Raw genomic sequence first — 19475 nt, 5'->3', positions numbered from 1 at the left:
AAGCTTTATTAGACCTTATTCCAATACTTCACTAGCTATGCAGAAGCGTGTGAATTAAGCTGTGGAAATGGCTGCTTATCCCGATTGGGCGTTTTTTCCAAGGCATATGGCACCTCCCCGTTGGATTACGCAATTCAATGAATCAGTTAAGAGTTCACAGTCGCTCATCGAGTCAAGTCTCCATGAGCGCTTTGATTCTGACCAGGTACTGCAAGTATTGAGGGATTCACTAGTTGATCAGGGATGGCTTATTGAAGCCGGAAAGAAAGCTGCAGACAAAATTTCAAGGCCAGTGCTTTACGGTGACCGTGGGGCAACTAAAGTGAATTATGAAATAGATGGCTGGCATCCGACACATAAGGCTGTCTTAGAGATTGAATCTGGGCGCGGGTGGCAAGGAAATGCTTTTTACCGAGATTTGGTGCGAACTTCATTAGTTCAAGATGCTGAGTATTTGATTATTGGACTTCGCTTGTCTTATTCGTACGCTTCAGTTAAGAATCAGAATGATTATCAAAAAGCTTTGGATCAGATGGATGCGATTTTTGCATCTGGCCGACTACAGCTGCCCTTCAAAGGAATACTAATTTTTGGGTGGTAGGGCAGAGAGATTTGTAGATTTCTAAGAAATCTGACCCTTGGCTACCCAATAAACACTTCCCCCATCCCTCTCCAAGATCCCGTACTCAATCATGTACCGTCTAATGGCTGCGGTATCTGGGTGGTAGGTGGCTATTAGTGCATTTAACTCTTTTTCAGGGTATTTAGTATCAGGAGATAGTTTCTTTGCAATCTCTTTAAGGACTGCAATCTTCTTGGCAGGCTTTACTGGAATGCTAATTAGCGTGCCATCAGGGGCAAAGAACTGATCTATCTGCTCACTCATACGCTTTGCTTCTAGCTTTTATCGCCGTTGGAACAACACCCTTTGCCCTATAGGTGGTGCGGGGTTGTGCTTTTGGCATTGTGTTTGAGGTGTGGAACTTATGGGCAACTAATAACAAAATAAGACGTGATTCAGCAAGTGCAAAGGATTCTCCTAGGCATTTGCGGCTGCCTGCTAGGAATGGGAAGTAAGCACCGCGGGGAAGTGAGCTTTCAAAGTGTGGATCCATCCAGCGATAAGGGTTCCAGGTGTTGGGTTGTGTGAAGTATGTGTCTAGGCGCTGTGTTACAAACTGACTAATTAACACATGGGCACCTGCTGGAACCTGTGTTCCATCGATAACACAATCCTTTAATGCAATACGAGGGGAGACCCAAACAGGGGGGGCAAGTCGCAGAGTTTCATTGAGAACTGCCGTAGCAAAGGTCGATGATGCTTCAAGCTCTGCAAATGTTGGAACTCTCTTCTCTTTAATCCACTGCGCTTGATCTGCTTCTTGTGCAAGATCTGCAGCTGCCTGTGGGTTGTTGCTCATATAGGAAAATGCCCAGGTTAAAACATTTGCAGTGGTTTCATGTCCACTCAGGATGAGCGTTAGAACTTCGTCACGGATGTGTTCCATAGAGATGTGATCGCGCATTTGTAGCAAAATGCCGAGTAGATCATCACTGTGAGTAGTGTTGCTAGCGATGCGGGTTTGAATGATTTCTTCTGCAATATCTGCTAGTTGATTGGCAGCTTCTTCAAAGGCAACAAAGTAGGACAGAGCTGATTTATCAAAGCGCTCTAAGCCTGGCAGCATCGTGCGCTCAATTCGATCGATTGCGATCTCCATGGAGTGGGCGATCTGTGCTGTGTATTTGGATGATTCAAGGCCAAATAAACATTGGCTGACTATCTCTAGAGTGATTGTCATCATCTCGGGAGCTAAGTTGACTGAGCTTTTGCCATCCCATTTGTTGATGTGTTCATTGACTAGTTTGTGCATGATGGCGACGTAGGAATCTAGGTTTCCATGGTGAAAGGGCGGCTGCATCAAGCGGCGGTGATTTAAGTGGATTGGCTCTTCATTAGTGAGTAAGCCTTCACCTAATACTTTGCGCATGCGCGCAAAGCCAACGCCTTTAACAAAGTTGTGCTGCTGGGCAACGGTTACCTGATGGACTGCTTCTGCTGAAAAGACTCCTATGAATAATCTGCGAGATAAGTAAAAGGCACAGGTGTTTCCATAGCGCTTTTGCATTTTAGAGAGAAATTGTGGGGTGTTTCTAATAAAGGTAAGAGTCAACCAATCCGATAAGAGTGGATTGGGTCCTGGTAGTTCGGGTTGTGTGCGCCAGTTGCGACGAAAGATAGGCGCTGGAATGCCTGGATACTCCGCAGGACGGGGTGTATCAAATGCACGGTTGGCATAGGTAGTCACATGTGCAAATGTAGACCGTGGGCTCACTACACCGCCAGATGCTTGCGCAAGAAGCTTAAGGTTTTTGTGCACCTGTGGCCCCGCACTTGGTTCAAAGCGCCACAATCTCCTTGGCCCTCTAGTATTTAGCTCTCCTTATTAAAGAAAAGAGTTATGCCATGGGCGCTTGTGCATGCGGATATACAACAGATCCTGAGAAGAACTGCAATGGAACACATAAAGTAGTTGCAGCTGTGAAGGCTGATCTAGCAAAAAAGCTTGAAGAAAATGGTTTTCCTCATGCAGCTGAGTATGTGAAGAACAACTAACTAGTTCTTTTTAAGCCTCAAGCTTTGGCTGAGAGGCAGTTGCAGAGTCAGCGCCTAGAACTTGCTTCTCAACGGAGAGGATGTAGGTGAGGTTAGTTATCTCAGCGTTGCTGGTAACTGCTATTTCTTGAACCAACTTCTCACTAGCAATAGTGCAGGTACCGAACTCATAGCCTTCATTTTCAACGAGCATTGCGTACTGCGTGCCAATGATGAAAGTAAACTGATCAATTCCCACACCAGATCTAAAGCCAGGTGAGGCATAGGAGTAGGCCAACTTCCAATCTTTCTTAGCAAGTGCATCTATCTGAGAAGAGATATGAGCTTGTACTAACTTAGCTTGCTCACTGCTGCACCCGCCATCGGCTAACTCTTCAAAAGCTGGCTTTTGTGAACAGCTACTCAGTAATAAAACCATCGCACAGATTGCAACTATCCGTCTCATGCCTTGAGTTTAACTATCACTCTTTCAGGCTGTCTAGGTGAGTTAGAGTTAAACCGTGAAGGTGGCCGCCAATGAGTGAGATAAGCGTTATTTATGATGGTAAATGTGAACTATGCAATAACTCTATTAACTGGCTACAAAAGAAGATTGAAATCACAGCGCTGGATTTTCACAGCGCAGATCTTTCACAGTTTGGGTTGAGCATAGAACAGTGCTCCCGTGAGGTTTTTGTTGCATCAGGTGATAAAACGTTAAGTGGTGCTGGGGCAGTGGCATATTTGCTAAAGCTCAGAGGCAACAGAGTTCTCTCTACTCTTATTACTCTTTCAGGACCTATTGGGCGCAGTGGATATAGGTGGGTGGCGGGTAATAGAAACTCTGCGCCCGTGAAGCTGCTCTCGCGTCTACTAAAAAACTAAGGTATTTCTTCATGGTGGTGTTTACTAGCCACATGAAGATTGCACAGCGCATCCCACAAATCATTCTTGGCATTGCCCTTGCCTATGCAGGCATCGGGCACTTAACAACAAATCGCACAGAGTTTCAGGCACAGGTGCCAACGATCTTGAAATCATGGGCAGACTTTGTTGTTCTTGCCTCAGGCGTTGTTGAGATTGTTTTAGGGCTCTCTCTCATCTTTTTGTGGCGATACAGGGTTGCTGTGGGTTGGGTAGTTGCAGCTTTCTTTGTGGCAATCTTTCCCGGCAATATCTCGCAGTATGTTAACCAGGTTGATGCCTTTGGTTTAGATAGCGATAGAGCACGCTTCATTAGATTGTTCTTTCAACCACTTCTTGTTATCTGGGCGTTATGGGCAACGGGGGCGTGGAGAGCGCGAAAGGCCAGCAGAGTTGTTGCTAAGGGTGAAGATCTAGAAGAGGACACTATTTACGGATAGTTCTGGCAATTAACAGAGAATTCACCGAAAGTAAAAGTGCGAAGTGGGAAGTGCGCCTGTACGGTTTTGCCATGAAGAAGCTGCTGGCCCTAGTTATTGCGCTGACCTTTCTTGGCACAAGCTCTGCCCCAGCACATCAACCCGTTGATCTTTTAAAGAGCGATACAACTGCTGCCAAGGGACCTCTTCTAGTTGATGGCACCATCTCTTTTGCTATCAGAGCATCTTTTACTAAAGCGGGAGAGAAAAAGGGATTTCGCGCCCAACTACAAGAGGGCGATGCACTTAATTTTCAATACTTGATCATGGATAAAAAGCCAGAGAGCGCTCTTAAGATGACACAGCTTCCTACGCTTGTTGTTACAGGTCCTGGTGGCTTTAAAACAACAATGAAGCTCAATGAGCGCACAAAGTTTTTAGAGACGTACTCACAAACAATGTATTTGTATTTAGGTCGCCATAGCTCAGTTGCTAAGAGTGGTGTTTATAGTTTTCTTCTTACTTCGCGTGGTAAAGCAAGTATTACTTTAGGTGTGGGAGATAAAGAGATTCCTGGTGAAGTACTACGCGGTCCTGCACCAACTCCTACTCAAACTCAAACCCAAACTCCAACACCTACGCCAACTCCTACGCCAACGCCCACACCAAAACCAACTCCTACTCCTACCCCCACACCAACAATTGCCGGTTACACCATGGCTCAAGTTAAAGCTAACAACAGCGCAAAGAGCTGCTGGGCTGTTGTTGATGATTATGTCTATGACTTAACTAAGTGGATTAACTCTCACCCTGGCGGACCTGGTGCCATTGTTTCTTTGTGTGGCACAGATGCAACCGCTTCCTTTAAATCACAGCATCAAAATCAAGCTAAGCCTGCAGTGAGATTAGATTCTTATAAGCTAGGCCCTCTGAAGAAGTAATTAGATCGTTCCTTTTTGCAAACCTTCTAAGACTTCTTGTGCTCTCTCCTTTAACTCAGGAAGATCACTCAGGCGATTTAAACCAAAGACTTGTTGACTCATGCGGTGGTTTTTAGCAAAGGCCTCTTTGTGGCGATCAAGAAAATCCCAATAGAGGGTTGTAAAAGGGCAAGCATCATCACCAACGCGCAGCTTGGGGTTGTATGAACATCCTTTGCAGTAGTTAGACATGCGTGAGATGTAGGCACCACCTGCGGCATATGGCTTAGTCATCATCTGACCGCCATCTGCGTGAACACCCATACCGATAACGTTTGGAACCATGACCCATTCAGATGCATCTATAAATACTTCGCGCATCCAATCAAGAAAGGCTTGCGGATTCGTGCCAGTAATGAGAGCTAAGTTAGAGAGCAACATGAGGCGCGGGATGTGGTGGACCCAGGCGCGATCGTTAATGTCAGTAACAGTTTGTTTCATACAGTTCATTTGAGTTTTGCTGGGATCACTAAAGAGAGGCAAGAGGGGCCTTGTGGCAGCTAGTTGATTATTGTTTCTATAGTCAGGGCCTAGGAACCAATACATACCGTTGACGTATTCACGCCAACCAATAACTTGTCTGATAAAGCCTTCTGCAGATTCAATAGGAACAGATCCTGTTTTAAAGGCCTTCATGGCGGCGTGGATGACCTCTGTTGGGTGAAGTAGTCCATTGTTTAAATACGGAGAGAGTAATGAGTGGTGGAGTGCCCAGTTATCAACTGTCATGGCATCTTCTAGCGGGCCAAAGTCGGCAAAGTGGTTATCAATAAAGTTTTTTAACTGCGCCAATGCACCTTTGCGGGTGGTGGCCCAGGCGGTTGTGGGGGTGTGCTCAAGCTCTTTGGCTACTTGCTTATCTATCTCATCCCTCTTGTGTTCTAAGTATTTGGGACCTTCATATTTTTTAGGTGGTGGCAATCTATTTTCTTTATCAAAATTCCACGCCCCACCTACAGGATCTTTGCCCTCCATCAAGATGTTGAGGCGCGTGCGCTGCTTTCTATAGAAGTTCTCCATCAGATAGCTCTTTTGTTCTGATGCCCATTGGTTAAACAGGGGACGTGGGGTTAAAAAGAAGTCATTATCAATAAATGTGACACCGTGTGTTTTTAGATCATTAAATGCTCTAAAAGAGGAAGGTTCTGCGCAGGTGATAGGTAGCTTTTTATACTTCTTATTTATCTCATCCAACCCATCAATAGTTGTTGGGGCTTTGGTGTATTCAACGCTGAAGCCTTCATCTTCAAGGGATTTGGCAAAGTGGCGGGCGGAGGAGATAAGAAAGAACAGGCGCTCCTTGTGCCAAGAGCGCCCTGTGCTCATGCGTTCGCTTTCAACTAAGGCGATGACATCCTCTTTGGGGTCGGCATCTTTGAGTGCGCCGTAATTGCGGTGCAGGTGATCAAAGGGGATATAGAGGATGCGCTTCATTTGTTGTTCCTGCAACGATCACTGCAGTACTTAACCTCATCCCAGTTCTTAGCCCACTTCTTGCGCCATTCAAAGGGTAGGTGACAGCGCAGGCAGGTTTTTGGCTCAAAGCCATTTTTAACCTTTGCTATGCGCCCCATGGGGTTAATCGTAGGTGAGTGTTTTTTGATTGGCCATGCGAAGTTCATAATCTGGCCTTAGGCTTTACTCGTTGCTCTGCGCAGCAGCCTAGGTGAGGGAGAGAACCAGATGGATGAGAAGAACTTATTAGATTTATGGAATACCAAGCGCTCACAGATTATTAGAGCTCAAATGGCGCCTAACTTGATGCTCATTGGCATCTTTGTTTTGGCAGCCTTTGGCAAATTTGATGGAGCATCAGATGGTGCTAAGTACTTAACAATTGGTGTGGCAGCAACAACTGGAATCTTGTCGATGATTACCCAATACGCAACGATTCGTGAAGCTGAAGCCTTGATGGTCGACCTTAATAGATTAGAAAAATCATCAGAGCTAGCTAAGAAGGTTGGCGGATCACGTGGTCTGCTCTCACTATCTGCCATTGCAATCGTTGGTCTTGGTATTGCAGTGTTCTCACTTGTTGTGTGGGCTGTTCTAGGATAAAGCCATGGAGAAGATAGTCATTGTTGGTTTATTTGCTGTTGCAGTGGCTATCTTCTTGGTTGCCTATGAAAAGCCAAGCAAGGCAAAAAAGAAGATGACCGGACGTGGTGGGGACTTCGAGTCCTAAAGAGTTAGTTCAGACGGCTGTAGGTGTAACTCAGATTTGCCGCTATCGCTACCCAGATTTGGTAGGGAAGCAGTGCAACTCCTAAACCGATAGATGTCCTAAAGGCAATCACTGTCATAGGAATCGTCAATAACACTGTTCCCACAAGTGCAAGGGCTGCAAAGCTTAAGTTGTGAGGGCGATAGAACTGAAATGCCCATGTGAGAGCACAAGCAACAGATAGTGCGAAGAAAGTTAAGTAGATCAGCGTTGTTGTAGTTGCAGCGCGCTGGGCAATAGTTACGGCGGCAACACCAAGGACTATGAAGTTATAGGGCCAGATAATGCCAAAGATGGCAGGTGGTGGTTGCCAGGATGGTGCATTTAATGTTCGATACCAGTTATCTCCTGTGTTTACCCAGAGACCAGAGCCAATGACATAGGTAAAGACAATGGCGATACCGATTACGGCTAACAGGTTTTTCATGGATTAATCGTATGGGCAGATACAAACTTCCGGGTCAAAACTAGGCAAAGAAAAAGACCCGCAGTTACCTGCAGGTCTTTCTCAACTGTAACTCTTTGGTGCGCCAATACGACGTGATGAAAGAGTAGCACGCAGGTATCCCCGCCTCGTCAGCGGGGCTTTTTTCATTGGGTAGAGGAGTTCATCTCAATTTCTACTCTTATTTGCCTTAAGAATTACTGCCCGTAACCTTTATAGATAAATCTTTCTCTTGCATCTTCTTCATGGGTGTTTCATTCGAGGGATGAAGCGTTGTTGGAGTCAATTTAATTGCTCCAACAGCGCATCCTCAATTAGCGTGGGGCTAAGGCCACAAAGATTAAGAAGATAATGATGGTGATGATAAAGACTGCCGAAGATTTGAGTTTTTCTCTCATGATGCTTTATTAATCAGTAGTGGTGTTTCTAGCTCTTCATACTTAGAGATCCATGAATAGCCGCACTCGCCGCAGGTAGTCATGGGACCAAAATCTTCATTGATAACAATTTCCAACTCGACGGAACGACAGACGTAACAAGTTGGAAAATCTAGTAATTCAGACATGTGCAACTTCCCTTCTATCGATAGGCATTGGTGTGGGGAAGTAGCTATATCGTCAAGGATTCTGGTTATGGGAAAGGGTTATGAAGTTGAACCCCAGGTGAACTCTGTAAGAACACGTAAAAGCCCCCTAGTTACCTAGAGGGCTTATACGAGCATTAGGGGGTCTTAAGCTGATTTGGCTTCTTGCTCTTTAACGCTCTCGCGTTGGAGTTGTTCATCAAAGCGCTCTATAGAGCGGCGAGAGCGAGAGAAGTTCGCACGTTCCTCTAACTCTAGTTGACCATAGTGGTCATTGTTGAGATGGCGATCAAAGCTGGCGTTGAGCAGAAACAATGAATGTGACAGATCCATGGATGGATAGTGGGCTATGAAGGTGACTGGGTTGGATGATGCAGGTTAATTGCAAGTGAGAGTTGGGTGAAGAGTTGTGGGTGTGGCAGAACCACTCTGAGTAACCGAGTTATCTGCTTTAATTTGATCAGATTTTGTAATGGAGTTGGTAACTCTTGATTTGAAATTGCAAAATCTTGGAGCTCTGGACAAAGAAGACCCCTTCACCGGGGTCTTCTTTCTTATCCACAGTCTTTTCTTTAATTTCAAACTCCGTCAGGGCAAACACGCATTATTCCAATGCAGCTCTGGTGGCGTAATGGCAGCGCAAGAGGTTTTACCAACCGCTAGGTGCGAGTTCGATTCTCGTCCAGAGCTGCACCTTGATTTCAGCGAGAAAAACCATCGCCCCTAGATTAGATTTTGTCCATGCTCGGTGGAATCAACAACGGCCTTTATATACAGGCCTTAAGTGGCTTTTTTGTCATGGCCATCTTTGCTCTGATTTTAAAGTGGGTCTTTCCAACTAAGAAAGATCCTGTGGCAAAAGCTGAGCGCAAAGCGCTCAAAGCATCTCTTCGCGAGTTAAAGCGCAAATAAATGGGCCTAGTAATTGTTACTGGGGGATCACGGGGCCTTGGCTTTGAATGTGCAAAAGAGCTTGCAGCCATTGGACATCAGATTGTTTTAGTTGCAAAAGATAAAGCGCGCTTAGAAGAATCAGCCAAACACTTAGGTGCTGCCTATCGTGCTGTTGATTTAGAAGATCTAGATGCATCAAAGACGGCTTTTGAAGAGATTCTAGAATCCTTTGGCACACCAGAGATTGTGATTCTAGCCCATGGTGTGATGAGTGCAAAGATGTCTAAGACGCTAAAGACTGATAACACTGAGTGGCGACGTGTAATGGCGATTAATTTAGACTCTGTTTTTAGCGCACTTAATATTTTGGCAGCGCCAATGGCAGAGGCACGCGCAGGTCGAGTCGTTATCTTCTCTGCATGTTTAGGTCGTATGTCAGGGCCTGGAAATGCTGGGGGATTAGCTCCCTATCGTGTGAGCAAAGCTGGAGTGAATGCTTTGGTTAGAAACTTGGCACATGAGACTGGTCTTGGTGCACGTGGGTTTTTAGTAGATGCAGTGTGTCCGAATCATTCCCGCACAGATATGGGTGGCCCAGATGCACCGCTCTCTGCTGCAGAAGGTGCTCTCACTGCAATCTGGCTAGCAACAAGAGCCTTTGATGTTAACGGTGTGAGTGATGAAGAAAAGGTGACGGGCGTGCTGTGGGAAGAGATGAAAGTGGTGCCTTGGTAATGCCAATCAATAGAGCAATTACAACCATATTTGTAGCCATCTTGGCTTTGTCTCTCTCTGGCTGTGCTAGCGCCAGCAATAAGGGGATGGATCATGAGGGGCATACAGCTCAGGCCTCAGGTGATTTAAGTAGTGATGACGTTATGTTTTTGCAGATGATGATTCCTCATCACCAACAAGCTATTGATATCTCAGATCTGGCACTAACAAAGAGTGCTGATTCAGAACTTCTAGCACTTGCTAAAAACATCCGTGATGAGCAGGCCGCTGAGATTGTAAAGATGAAAGCCTGGCTAGATGCAGCTGGGGCTGATCTAGAGATGGATCACGGCGCCTCACACTCCATGGATGGAATGCTCAGCGATACAGAACTTGCAGCACTAGATAAGGCAAGCGGAAAGAGCTTTGATGTCTTGTGGTTAAAGGCCATGACTGGCCACCACACTGGCGCCACTGATATGACAGCCATGATTGAAAATGCCAAGAGCGCTGAAATCAAAAGCTTTGGTGAAGGCATTGTTGCCTCACAGAGTGCGCAAAATAAGGCGATGGCAGCGATGATTAAAAGGATTGGTTAAGGGCTAGGGCATTGTCGCGGCTGCAGAATCTGCATAGCCTTGCACTATGAACGATGACGCCCTTGGCCTAGATGAGGCATATTCAGTAAAGACGCCTGAAGATAACAAGCGCTTATATGCAAAGTGGGCCGCTACCTATGACTCATCTTTTGTAGATGCCAAGCAGTATCGCTACCCAAAAGCTATTAGTGAAGTATTTGATCAAGTAGTAACAGATTCTCTTTCTCGGGTTTTAGATATTGGCACGGGCACGGGCTTGACCGGCATGTATTTATCACGGCTTCGCCCGGATGTTGTTTTAGATGGCATGGATATCTCACCTGAGATGTTGGGACAGGCAAAGCTAAAGACGCGCACTGATAACAGTGCTGTGTATAGGAAATTGTATGAGAGGGATTTAACTCGGGCTGTGCCAAATGAGAATGCACCTTATGAGGCGCTCATTAGTTCAGGAACATTTACCCATGGTCACTTAGGGCCAGAGTGCTTGCGCAACTTATTGCCGTTGCTAGCAAATAACGGCTGGTTGGTTGTGGGAGTAAATAATGAACACTTTGAGAGCAAAGGTTTTGCTGGTGAGTTAGATGCACTTGTTGCACTGGGTGCAATAAAGGCGCCTGAGATACTGCGAATTGATGTGTATGAGCCGGGCAGTGTGCACTACGGGGATCAAGCCAGAGTCATTGTTACTCGCGCAATAAGTTAGGCAATAGAGCGAAGGACCGCGGTTACAACTCCCAGGATTTCGCAGTTATCGCCATTTATAGGCTCAAATGCATCATTTGCTGGCAGTAACCAGATGTGACCATCTTTTTTTGAAAAAGTCTTTACTGTGGCTTCGCCATCAATCATCGCTGCAACGATTTCACCTTTGTTGCAATCTTTTTGTGAACGGATTACTACATAGTCACCATCACAGATGGCTGCATCAATCATTGATTCGCCCACTACTTTGAGCATAAATAACTCACCTTTTCCAACAAAGGATTCAGGCAAAGGAAATACTTCTTCTACTTCTTGCTCAGCAGTTATTGGTCCACCTGCTGCAATGCGACCAACCAAAGGAATCATCCTTGTCTTATCGACAGGTGCCCCGTTTACCTCAGGGGTTAGCTCTAATGCGCGGCCCTTGCTCTCATCGCGGCGGATAAAGCCCTTTTGTTCCAAGATCTCCAGCTGATACTTAACTGATGCCGTTGAGGTCAGGCCAACGGCCGCCCCGATTTCTCGCATGGTGGGGGCATAGCCATGCTCGGCCATGGCCGTTTCGATGACATTGAGGATTTCAGCCTGGCGGGTGGTCAGGCCCTGGGGGGTTTGTGTGCTCATGGATACAGGGTGACATAGATTTACGAAAAATTCAAACATATGTTCGAATTTAACTTGCTATTTGTCAGTGGTGGGGTGTTTAATTGTCTTATTCGAACAGTTGTTCGAATACCTTCCCCAAGGTAGTTCGCAGGAGAGAAAACTATGAGCACAGTGTCACTAGCTAGCAATACCAGTGTTTTACAAGGCTTTTCTAGCCCTTTCACACAATCGATCAATCCGTCCGGCGCATCACTCACTCGTCGTGGTCGACTAGCTCGCACTTTGTTCGTAGCTTCCTTGACCGTGGTCCTGGTGGCAGGTTTTGCTGCCCAATCAGGTGCCGGTGATCAAGTAGCAGCCCCAACCTCCTATGTCACCGTTGTGGTGCCAGGGGGAGAGACCCTCTGGTCTGTCGCCTCTGCATACTCGCGCGGGGATGTGCAGGCGATGGTTGAGGCGATCCGTGAGGCTAATAACTTGCGCGGCTATGACGTTCAAGCAGGGCAAAAGCTGCGTATTCCATCTGAGGGCTAGCCCCGACACGCCCTAGCAATCCCTTTTGCCTACTCAACAGGCAAACCCTCGAGAAATGCTTTATAGTTCCCACTATATGTAGGGGTCGAAGGCAGTAAAACTTCCATAAGTAGTGTTTTTAGGGTAGTTTTCCTCCTCCGCCCAATACAGCTAAAAGTTGGAATTTCTAGGATTTCGAAAGGAGACACGCCGAGATGATTTGCCCGTTCTGCCGATACGAAGATTCTCGTGTTGTTGACTCTCGTCCGATTGAAGATGGCACACAGATCCGTCGTCGTCGTGAGTGCCCACAGTGCAGCCAGAGATTTTCCACTCAAGAAGTCGCTTTGCTCAACATCATCAAGCGAAGCGGTGCCACTGAGCCATTTAGCCGTGAGAAGGTCCTTGTGGGCGTTCGCAAGGCCTGCCAGGGGCGTCCAGTAAATGAAGATGATCTAGTTTTGCTTGCTCAGCGCGTGGAGGAAACACTACGTTCTACTGGTCAAGCAGAGATTGAAGCTCAAGAAGTTGGAATGGCCATCCTTGCGCCACTCCGAGAACTCGATGAGGTCGCTTACTTACGTTATGCCTCTGTGTACCGTAACTTTGCCTCCCTTGAAGATTTCGAAGGCGAGATCGCACTGCTGCGAGCTATACCTTCAAGCCATTCTCCGGCGCAATCGAATAAAAGTAATTCCCCAATTACTGAGAAAAATAGCACTACAACAGCGACACAAAGTAATAAAACATTAATGAATCAGAACAACTAAAAGAATACGGGGAACCACACATGTCAGAGACGGTCATCAACCGACCAGCGAAAATCAAGGCCCACAACACCGTAAAAGGTAAGGGTCTGACGATCGAACGTATCTACACCAACGAAGGCGTACACCCATACGATGAAGTTAAATGGGAACGTCGTGATGTAGTACAGCAGAACTGGAAAACCGGTGAGACTGTTTTTGAACAACGCGGTGTTGAGTATCCAGACACCTGGTCAGTAAATGCATCAACGATCGTTACAACAAAGTACTTCCGCGGCGCACTTGGTGCTGAAAATCGCGAATGGTCTTTGAAGCAAGTTATCGACCGCGTTGTGTTGACATACACAAAGGCCGGTAAAGAGCACGGTTACTTTGCAACTGATAACGATGCACTTGTTTTTGAACACGAACTTACATACATGCTGATGCACCAGATCTTCTCTTTCAACTCACCAGTGTGGTTCAACGTTGGAACTAACCAACCACAGCAGGTAAGTGCATGCTTCATCCTCTCTGTTGATGACACTATGGACAGCATCCTTAACTGGTATCGCGAAGAAGGAATGATTTTCAAGGGCGGCTCTGGAGCAGGTCTTAACCTCTCCCGTATTCGCTCATCCAAGGAGCTTCTAAAGTCCGGCGGAACAGCCTCTGGTCCAGTCTCATTTATGCGCGGCGCAGATGCCTCAGCAGGAACAATCAAATCTGGCGGTGCTACACGCCGTGCAGCAAAGATGGTTGTTTTAGATGTGGATCACCCAGATATCGAAGAGTTTATTGAGACTAAGGTCAATGAAGAAGACAAGATTCGCGCACTACGCGATGCTGGCTTTGACATGGACCTAGGTGGAAAAGACATCATCTCTGTTCAGTACCAGAATGCAAATAACTCTGTTCGTCTATCGGACAAGTTCATGCAAGCTGTTGAAAAGGGAGAGTCATTTGGTTTGACTGCTCGTTCAACTGGTGAAGTAATTGACACAGTTGATGCACGCGAGCTCTTCACAAAGATTGCACAAGCTGCATGGGCATGTGCTGATCCTGGTGTTCAATTTGATGACACCATCAATGATTGGCACACCACTCCTGAGACAGGTCGCATCAACGCATCAAATCCTTGCTCTGAATACATGTCACTCGATAACTCTTCTTGTAACTTGGCTTCCCTTAACTTGATGAAGTTCCTCAAGTCCGATGGATCATTTGATGCAAAGTCATTTGGTAAGGCTGCAGAGCTGATCATCACAGCGATGGATATCTCAATCTGTTTCGCAGATTTTCCAACTGAGGCAATCGGTGACACAACGAAGGCATATCGCCAACTAGGTATTGGTTATGCAAACCTTGGCGCACTTCTAATGGCTTCAGGTCTTGCCTATGACTCAGAGGGTGGTCGCGCACTAGCTGGTGCCATCACATCATTGATGTCAGGTATTACATACAAGCGCTCAGCAGAACTTGCTGGAATTGTTGGACCTTATGCAGGCTTTGCACAAAACGCTCAGCCACACGCTCGCGTTATGCGCAAGCATGCATCAGCATCATCTGCTGCAAAGTCAGAGACAACTCTTGATCGCGATGTGTGGACTGAGGCTAATAAGGCCTGGGATGCATGTCTTTCAACTGGAGATAAGAATGGATGGCGCAACGCGCAGATCTCAGTTCTAGCTCCAACAGGAACAATCGGTCTGATGATGGATTGCGACACAACAGGTATTGAGCCTGACTTCTCACTCGTTAAGTTCAAGAAGCTTGTCGGTGGCGGTTCAATGCAGATCGTTAACCAGACAGTGCCACTTGCACTTGAAAAGCTGGGATATGCCCAAGAGACAGTAGAGGCAATCGTTGAGTTCATCGCAGCTAACGGTCACGTTATCGATGCTCCAGGACTCAAGCTTGAGCACTATGAAGTATTTGATTGCGCACTAGGTCAGCGATCAATTGCTCCAATGGGCCACGTTCGCATGATGGCTGCATGCCAGCCATTCCTCTCAGGTGCTATCTCAAAGACAGTGAACCTGCCTGAAGATGCAACTGTTGAAGAGGTTGAAGAAGTTCACATCGAAGCATGGAGAATGGGCATTAAGGCGCTCGCGGTTTATCGCGATAACTGCAAAGTTGGCCAGCCTCTCTCTGATGGCAAGGCAAAGAAGAAGGAAGCAGTTGTTGAGGAAGCAGCCGCTCCAGTTCGAAAGCGTCTTCCAAAGGCACGTCCTGCAACAACAACATCATTTGCTGTTGGCGGCGCCGAGGGTTACATGACCGCTGGTGCATATGCCGATGGCGCACTTGGTGAGGTCTTCTTAAAGCTAGGTAAGCAGGGGTCAACACTTGCTGGTGTGATGGACGCGTTCTCAATTGCAGTATCAATTGGTCTGCAATACGGAGTGCCTCTAGAGACTTTCGTAGAGAAGTTTACGAACTTGCGCTTTGAGCCAGCAGGTATGACAGATGATGCTGATATTCGCATGGCACAGTCCATGATGGATTACATCTTCCGTCGCTTAGCACTTGACTACCTACCATTTGAACAACGTTCATCCATGGGTCTCTACACTGCAGCAGAGCGTGCAGCAGCGTTAGATAACGGCGGCGAGTACGCAGAGATTGCAAAGGAAACCGATACCCCAAAAGTAGTTGCGGCTGTGGCGGCTCCTGCGGTTGCAAGTAAGCCAGTTGTTGTAAAGATTGAAGCTGCGCCCCTTGCAGCAACAATCGGATCTTCATCTGATTTGCTTGAATCAATGGGAATCAAATCTGATGCACCACTATGTATGACATGTGGCGTGAAGATGCGTATGTCAGGTGCTTGCTTTGTATGCGAAGGTTGTGGAAACACATCTGGTTGCTCATAAGCAGTAGCTAATAAGTTTTAACCAACCCCGTTAAAAACCCCGTCAATCACTGCGATTGGCGGGGTTTTTTACGTGTATGCCAGGAGCTGATTAAGGGCTAGAATAAGCACGTTGTTTCCGGGGTCGATGTAATTTCGAACCGGCGGTTATAGTCCGCGACCCGATGCCAGCCAGGTATCGGTTGACTCAGTGAAATTCTGGGACCGACGGTTAAAGTCCGGATGAGAGGAAACCAACAAAGGGTAGGTTTGTGCCTGCCTTCTTTGTGCATTTCTTTTTTGCACCCACCCCGGTTACTCGTTTCTTGAGTCGGGGGTTTTTTTATGGAGCACACAGTTGCAATGCAACGTGCCATTGCCCTTGCCGAAAAGGGCTTGGGTAAAACCGCACCGAATCCAATAGTTGGCGCAGTAATTATTGGTGCTGCAGGAAAGGTTGTGGGCGAAGGTTTTCATGATCGCGTGAACTCCCCAGATCATGCTGAAGTTGTTGCTATTCAAGCAGCAGGAGATAAAGCAAAAGGTGCAACGATTGTTGTTTCACTAGAGCCTTGTAATCACACGGGCAACACAGGAGCCTGTGTTCAGGCCATCATTGATGCAGGTATTACAACTGTTGTCTTTGCAGTTGCAGACCCCAATCCAGTTGCTGCAGGTGGGGCACGAGCGTTAAAGGCTGCTGGAATAAATGTTATTAGTGGAGTACTTGAAGCCGAAGCTGCATTTTCTAACCGTGCTTGGCTGATGAAGATTAAGAAGAACCGCCCGTTTTTCACATGGAAAGTTGCCGCAACTCTCGATGGCAAAGTCGCAGCTGCCGATGGAACGTCCAAGTGGATCACTAATGAAGTCTCTAGGGCTGATGTGCAGGTGCTGCGTCGCCAAGCAGATGCAATCCTTGTGGGCACCAATACTGTTATTGTCGATAACCCACACTTAATCCCACGGGGAGAGTTTGCAGGATATGCAGGCAATCCCATTCGCGTTGTTTGCGGGGAGCAAGAGCTTCCAAAAGACGCTGCTGTTTTTGATTCTGCTGCCCAGACCGTTGTTGTGAAGTCAAAGGATTTAGATGTCTTGGTGGAAAAACTGAATGAATTAGGCGTTAATCACGTCTTTGTTGAAGCTGGGCCAACCCTGGCATCTGCCATGGTGGATCACTGCTTGATGGATGAGCTTGTGATCTATCAGGCCCCAACGTTTTTAGGCACAGGCAAGCACTACTTTGCCTTTGATTACCCAACCACGATTACTGATCAAATGCGGATGGACCACATCAGTACTCAGGTTCTAGATGGCGATGTTAAATCCATCTATCGCATTAGGAATGGTGAGTGATGTTTACAGGACTCATTGGCGAACTAGGTTCAATTACTGCAATTGAAAAGAGCGAGAGCTCTGCTGTTTTCACCATTAGCGCACCCAAGTTAATTGGTCAGATTTCGGTGGGGGATTCTGTTGCAGTCAATGGCGTGTGCTTAACGGCCACAGCCATCTCTGGCAACATTTTTAGCGCAGATGTCATGATTCAAACTCTTTCTCTCACATCACTCTCACAACTTAACGTTGCAAGCCCGGTCAACCTTGAATTAGCTGCGCTGTTAAACGCGCGCATGGGTGGGCATATGGTGCAGGGACATGTGGATGGTGTGGCAAAGGTGGTTGGGTTAACACCTGGAGATAAATGGGCGCAGTTTGATATTACTGTGCCGGCGCATCTTGCCAAATACATTGTTAACCAGGGCTCTATCTGCCTAGATGGAGTTTCACTGACCGTGGGTGGCATTGATGATTCAAACAATGTTGTCACAGTGTGGTTAATTCCAGAGACATTAGCTGCCACCAATCTTTCAGGGAAAAAAGCTGGAGATTTAGTGAATGTGGAAGTTGATGTTCTTGCCAAATATGTGGAGCGATTATTGGCTAAGGGGGATAAGTGATGAGTAATTTGCAAAGCGCTCTTGATGCTTTTAAAAGAGGCGACCTGATTATTGTCACAGATCATGCAGATCGTGAAAATGAAGGCGATTTGATGATATTGGCTGAGAAAGCAACAGCTGAAAAGGTGGCCTTTATGGTGCGCCACACAACTGGAATTTTATGTGTTGCACTCACACAAGAGCGTGCGCGCAAACTGCGTCTGCCACTGATGGTTGAAGAAAACCAAGATTCAAAAAAGACTGCCTTCACTGTTTCTGTTGATTACAAAGTGGGACTCACTACTGGCGTCAGTGCCACAGAGCGAGCAAACACTGCCCGTGCATTGGCTGATAACAGCGTCCAGTACTCAGATTTCATCCGTCCAGGACATGTTTTCCCACTCATTGCCGATAAGGGCGGCCTAGCTGCGCGCGGTGGCCACACAGAGGCAGGAGTGGCGCTTGCGCAATTAGTTGGAGCACAACCGGTGGCACTTCTTTCTGAAATAGTGAATGAAGATGGCTCCATGGCACGTGGGCAATCCTTAGTGGAATTTGCAGCTAAGCATTCAATTCCGATGGTCTCTATTGAAGAGCTGGTTGCTATTGCACCCGTTGTGAGTGAAGTGAAATCTGAGTTTGAGTTCTTATGGGCAGATCTGCCGCTGCGCGGTGGAATGTGGAAGATTGCAACCTATCCGGGCTTGCGACAAAGAGAACACGCTGTGCTCTCCTTTGGCACAGCCACCACCACACCTTTAGTTCGTATTCACTCTGAGTGCTTCACCGGAGATGTTGTTCATTCCCAGCGCTGTGATTGCGGTGAACAGCTAGAGCAATCAATCTCATTGATTCAACAACATGGCTATGGCTTCATTGTTTATCTGCGAGATCATGAGGGCCGTGGAATTGGACTTACTGAAAAGATCATGGCCTATCAACTACAAGATAAAGGCATGGACACCATTGAGGCCAACCTGCAATTAGGACATGAAATCGATGCCCGTGATTGGTCTGATGCAATTGCAATCATTGAATCCCTTGGACTTTCACATCTGCAACTACTCACTAACAACCCTAAAAAGGTTGATGCTCTAAAAGAGGCTGGGATTGCAGTGATTCAAAATCCTTTAGTGATTGCTAGCAATGAATTTAATGAGAAGTACTTAGCAACAAAGCAAGAAAAGCTCGGCCACACTCGAGGAGGCAAATAAATGGCAGGACATGCACCAACTATCGGTATTAAGCCACTTCCAGGGGCCAAGGTCGCAATCATCTCTTCTTCATGGCATCTAGATATTTGTAATGACTTAATTGCAGGTGCCAAGCGCGCATTAACGCAGGCCCAGGTTGGCACTGTGGAAGTCCAGTTCGTTCCTGGTTCTTTTGAGATTCCACTTGCTGCCCAATATGCATTTGAAGCTGGCTTTGATGCTGTTGTGGCGTTGGGCCTTGTTTTAAAGGGTGAAACACCGCATTTTGAGTACGTCTGCCAAGGTGTCACACAAGGTGTTATCGATGTTTCACTCAAACACTCAAAGCCCATTGGTTATGGTGTTTTGATGTGTAATGATCTGGATCAAGCTATTGATAGATGTGGTCGTGCCACAAGTAAAGAAGATAAAGGCTATGACAGCGCAGTTGCTGCGTTAGAGCTTTTGCATCTGCAAAAGAAGCGTTAGGCGTTTCGTTCACCTCATTAAAAAGGCTATATATCCGAGCCACTAAGGTTG

At 46.7% G+C, this 19475-nt stretch carries 28 protein-coding genes and 1 riboswitch; of the genes, 19 read left to right on the top strand and 9 right to left on the bottom strand.

The features are described 5' to 3' along the window. Positions 1 to 67: 67 nt before the first annotated feature. Positions 68 to 601 carry a hypothetical protein gene (locus A7sIIA15_RS04715; protein ID WP_150123723.1) on the top strand — a complete coding sequence of 178 codons (534 nt, stop codon included), beginning with the start codon at positions 68 to 70 and terminating at the stop codon, positions 599 to 601. A 21-nt stretch (positions 602 to 622) separates the two neighbouring features. Here the strand turns inward: A7sIIA15_RS04715 and A7sIIA15_RS04710 are convergent, their stop codons facing one another. Together A7sIIA15_RS04710 and A7sIIA15_RS04705 are read right to left on the bottom strand one after the other, a co-directional pair. Further along, positions 623 to 886 (bottom strand): DUF2087 domain-containing protein, encoded by a 264-nt coding sequence (locus A7sIIA15_RS04710; protein ID WP_095686018.1) that lies wholly within the window; start codon positions 884 to 886, stop codon positions 623 to 625. Next, positions 879 to 2336 carry a cytochrome P450 gene (locus A7sIIA15_RS04705; protein ID WP_223298234.1) on the bottom strand — a complete coding sequence of 486 codons (1458 nt, stop codon included), beginning with the start codon at positions 2334 to 2336 and terminating at the stop codon, positions 879 to 881. Before A7sIIA15_RS04705 ends, A7sIIA15_RS04710 begins: the two co-directional genes overlap by 8 nt. 131 nt (positions 2337 to 2467) lie before the next feature. Between A7sIIA15_RS04705 and A7sIIA15_RS07100 the strand changes: the two genes are divergently transcribed. Further along, entirely contained in the window at positions 2468 to 2617 is a 150-nt protein-coding gene (locus A7sIIA15_RS07100; protein ID WP_190279114.1) for a hypothetical protein, read from the top strand. 10 nt (positions 2618 to 2627) lie between these two features. Here A7sIIA15_RS07100 and A7sIIA15_RS04700 read toward each other — a convergent pair whose 3' ends face one another. Further along, entirely contained in the window at positions 2628 to 3062 is a 435-nt protein-coding gene (locus A7sIIA15_RS04700; RefSeq protein ID WP_095686017.1) for a DUF4864 domain-containing protein, read from the bottom strand. 71 nt (positions 3063 to 3133) lie between these two features. Here A7sIIA15_RS04700 and A7sIIA15_RS04695 point away from each other — a divergent pair, with 71 nt between their 5' ends. From A7sIIA15_RS04695 to A7sIIA15_RS07095, 3 genes are all read left to right on the top strand, one after another. Then, positions 3134 to 3481, top strand: coding sequence for a thiol-disulfide oxidoreductase DCC family protein (locus tag A7sIIA15_RS04695; RefSeq protein WP_095686016.1), 348 nt, complete (start codon positions 3134 to 3136; stop codon positions 3479 to 3481). Positions 3482 to 3492: 11 nt separating this feature from the next. Next, positions 3493 to 3960 (top strand): DoxX family protein, encoded by a 468-nt coding sequence (locus A7sIIA15_RS04690; protein ID WP_223298233.1) that lies wholly within the window; start codon positions 3493 to 3495, stop codon positions 3958 to 3960. Positions 3961 to 4031: 71 nt separating this feature from the next. Next, complete coding sequence (locus A7sIIA15_RS07095) at positions 4032 to 4880, top strand: cytochrome b5 domain-containing protein (protein WP_095686014.1); 849 nt, start codon at positions 4032 to 4034, stop codon at positions 4878 to 4880. Here A7sIIA15_RS07095 and A7sIIA15_RS04680 read toward each other — a convergent pair whose 3' ends face one another. Together A7sIIA15_RS04680 and A7sIIA15_RS07205 are read right to left on the bottom strand one after the other, a co-directional pair. Next, entirely contained in the window at positions 4881 to 6353 is a 1473-nt protein-coding gene (locus A7sIIA15_RS04680) for a cryptochrome/photolyase family protein (protein ID WP_095686013.1), read from the bottom strand. After that, complete coding sequence (locus A7sIIA15_RS07205; protein ID WP_095686452.1) at positions 6350 to 6493, bottom strand: DUF2256 domain-containing protein; 144 nt, start codon at positions 6491 to 6493, stop codon at positions 6350 to 6352. Before A7sIIA15_RS07205 ends, A7sIIA15_RS04680 begins: the two co-directional genes overlap by 4 nt. 109 nt (positions 6494 to 6602) lie before the next feature. Here A7sIIA15_RS07205 and A7sIIA15_RS04670 point away from each other — a divergent pair, with 109 nt between their 5' ends. Then, entirely contained in the window at positions 6603 to 6977 is a 375-nt protein-coding gene (locus tag A7sIIA15_RS04670) for a hypothetical protein (RefSeq protein ID WP_095686012.1), read from the top strand. A gap of 4 nt (positions 6978 to 6981) precedes the next feature. After that, positions 6982 to 7104, top strand: coding sequence for a hypothetical protein (locus A7sIIA15_RS07165; RefSeq protein ID WP_257789703.1), 123 nt, complete (start codon positions 6982 to 6984; stop codon positions 7102 to 7104). A gap of 4 nt (positions 7105 to 7108) precedes the next feature. On the opposite strand, the gene A7sIIA15_RS04665 is transcribed toward A7sIIA15_RS07165, so the two are convergent. From A7sIIA15_RS04665 to A7sIIA15_RS04660, 3 genes are all read right to left on the bottom strand, one after another. Continuing rightward, positions 7109 to 7570 (bottom strand): TspO/MBR family protein, encoded by a 462-nt coding sequence (locus tag A7sIIA15_RS04665; protein WP_095686011.1) that lies wholly within the window; start codon positions 7568 to 7570, stop codon positions 7109 to 7111. A 412-nt stretch (positions 7571 to 7982) separates the two neighbouring features. After that, positions 7983 to 8153: a hypothetical protein gene (locus tag A7sIIA15_RS07090; RefSeq protein WP_158520896.1), complete on the bottom strand. Its 171-nt coding sequence runs from the start codon at positions 8151 to 8153 to the stop codon at positions 7983 to 7985. A 165-nt stretch (positions 8154 to 8318) separates the two neighbouring features. Then, the gene (locus A7sIIA15_RS04660) at positions 8319 to 8504 is read right to left on the bottom strand and encodes a hypothetical protein (protein ID WP_095686010.1); all 186 of its coding nucleotides are present in this window, start codon (positions 8502 to 8504) and stop codon (positions 8319 to 8321) included. 139 nt (positions 8505 to 8643) lie between these two features. Here A7sIIA15_RS04660 and A7sIIA15_RS07040 point away from each other — a divergent pair, with 139 nt between their 5' ends. Genes A7sIIA15_RS07040 through A7sIIA15_RS04640 form a run of 5 tightly spaced genes read left to right on the top strand, consistent with a single transcriptional unit; the run spans position 8644 to position 11084 of the window. Beyond that, entirely contained in the window at positions 8644 to 8898 is a 255-nt protein-coding gene (locus A7sIIA15_RS07040; RefSeq protein ID WP_150123721.1) for a hypothetical protein, read from the top strand. Positions 8899 to 8912: 14 nt separating this feature from the next. Then, a complete protein-coding gene (locus A7sIIA15_RS07085; protein ID WP_190279113.1) occupies positions 8913 to 9083 on the top strand; it encodes a hypothetical protein in 171 nt (56 codons plus the stop codon). Beyond that, entirely contained in the window at positions 9084 to 9800 is a 717-nt protein-coding gene (locus A7sIIA15_RS04650) for an SDR family NAD(P)-dependent oxidoreductase (protein WP_095686009.1), read from the top strand. Then, entirely contained in the window at positions 9800 to 10378 is a 579-nt protein-coding gene (locus A7sIIA15_RS04645; protein ID WP_095686008.1) for a DUF305 domain-containing protein, read from the top strand. The genes A7sIIA15_RS04650 and A7sIIA15_RS04645 overlap by 1 nt, the downstream gene beginning before the upstream one ends. A 46-nt stretch (positions 10379 to 10424) precedes the next feature. After that, complete coding sequence (locus A7sIIA15_RS04640) at positions 10425 to 11084, top strand: class I SAM-dependent DNA methyltransferase (RefSeq protein WP_095686007.1); 660 nt, start codon at positions 10425 to 10427, stop codon at positions 11082 to 11084. Here the strand turns inward: A7sIIA15_RS04640 and lexA are convergent. Then, positions 11081 to 11707 (bottom strand): transcriptional repressor LexA, encoded by a 627-nt coding sequence (gene lexA, locus A7sIIA15_RS04635; protein WP_095686006.1) that lies wholly within the window; start codon positions 11705 to 11707, stop codon positions 11081 to 11083. The genes A7sIIA15_RS04640 and lexA overlap by 4 nt on opposite strands. Before the next feature lie 144 nt (positions 11708 to 11851). On the opposite strand from lexA, the gene A7sIIA15_RS04630 reads away from it, so the two are divergent. The 7 genes from A7sIIA15_RS04630 (at position 11852) to ribH (ending at position 19424) form a co-directional block, all read left to right on the top strand. Next, positions 11852 to 12223 (top strand): LysM peptidoglycan-binding domain-containing protein, encoded by a 372-nt coding sequence (locus A7sIIA15_RS04630; RefSeq protein ID WP_095686005.1) that lies wholly within the window; start codon positions 11852 to 11854, stop codon positions 12221 to 12223. A gap of 194 nt (positions 12224 to 12417) precedes the next feature. Beyond that, on the top strand, positions 12418 to 12972 hold the full coding sequence (nrdR, locus tag A7sIIA15_RS04625; protein ID WP_095686004.1) for a transcriptional regulator NrdR: 555 nt from the start codon (positions 12418 to 12420) through the stop codon (positions 12970 to 12972). 20 nt (positions 12973 to 12992) lie between these two features. Beyond that, positions 12993 to 15824 carry a vitamin B12-dependent ribonucleotide reductase gene (locus A7sIIA15_RS04620; RefSeq protein WP_095686003.1) on the top strand — a complete coding sequence of 944 codons (2832 nt, stop codon included), beginning with the start codon at positions 12993 to 12995 and terminating at the stop codon, positions 15822 to 15824. A gap of 109 nt (positions 15825 to 15933) precedes the next feature. Next, positions 15934 to 16061: riboswitch (FMN riboswitch) on the top strand. An 86-nt stretch (positions 16062 to 16147) separates the two neighbouring features. Next, complete coding sequence (ribD, locus tag A7sIIA15_RS04615) at positions 16148 to 17161, top strand: bifunctional diaminohydroxyphosphoribosylaminopyrimidine deaminase/5-amino-6-(5-phosphoribosylamino)uracil reductase RibD (RefSeq protein ID WP_095686002.1); 1014 nt, start codon at positions 16148 to 16150, stop codon at positions 17159 to 17161. Then, positions 17161 to 17763 (top strand): riboflavin synthase, encoded by a 603-nt coding sequence (locus A7sIIA15_RS04610; RefSeq protein WP_095686001.1) that lies wholly within the window; start codon positions 17161 to 17163, stop codon positions 17761 to 17763. The genes ribD and A7sIIA15_RS04610 overlap by 1 nt, the downstream gene beginning before the upstream one ends. Then, positions 17763 to 18956, top strand: coding sequence for a 3,4-dihydroxy-2-butanone-4-phosphate synthase (gene ribB, locus A7sIIA15_RS04605; RefSeq protein ID WP_095686000.1), 1194 nt, complete (start codon positions 17763 to 17765; stop codon positions 18954 to 18956). The genes A7sIIA15_RS04610 and ribB overlap by 1 nt, the downstream gene beginning before the upstream one ends. Continuing rightward, the gene (ribH, locus tag A7sIIA15_RS04600) at positions 18957 to 19424 is read left to right on the top strand and encodes a 6,7-dimethyl-8-ribityllumazine synthase (protein ID WP_095685999.1); all 468 of its coding nucleotides are present in this window, start codon (positions 18957 to 18959) and stop codon (positions 19422 to 19424) included. Positions 19425 to 19475: the final 51 nt, after the last annotated feature.

Origin of the sequence: Candidatus Planktophila vernalis (genome assembly GCF_002288185.1) — a bacterium.
Classification (GTDB): Bacteria; Actinomycetota; Actinomycetes; order Nanopelagicales; family Nanopelagicaceae; genus Planktophila; species Planktophila vernalis.
This window is presented reverse-complemented; position numbering and strand designations above follow the sequence as displayed.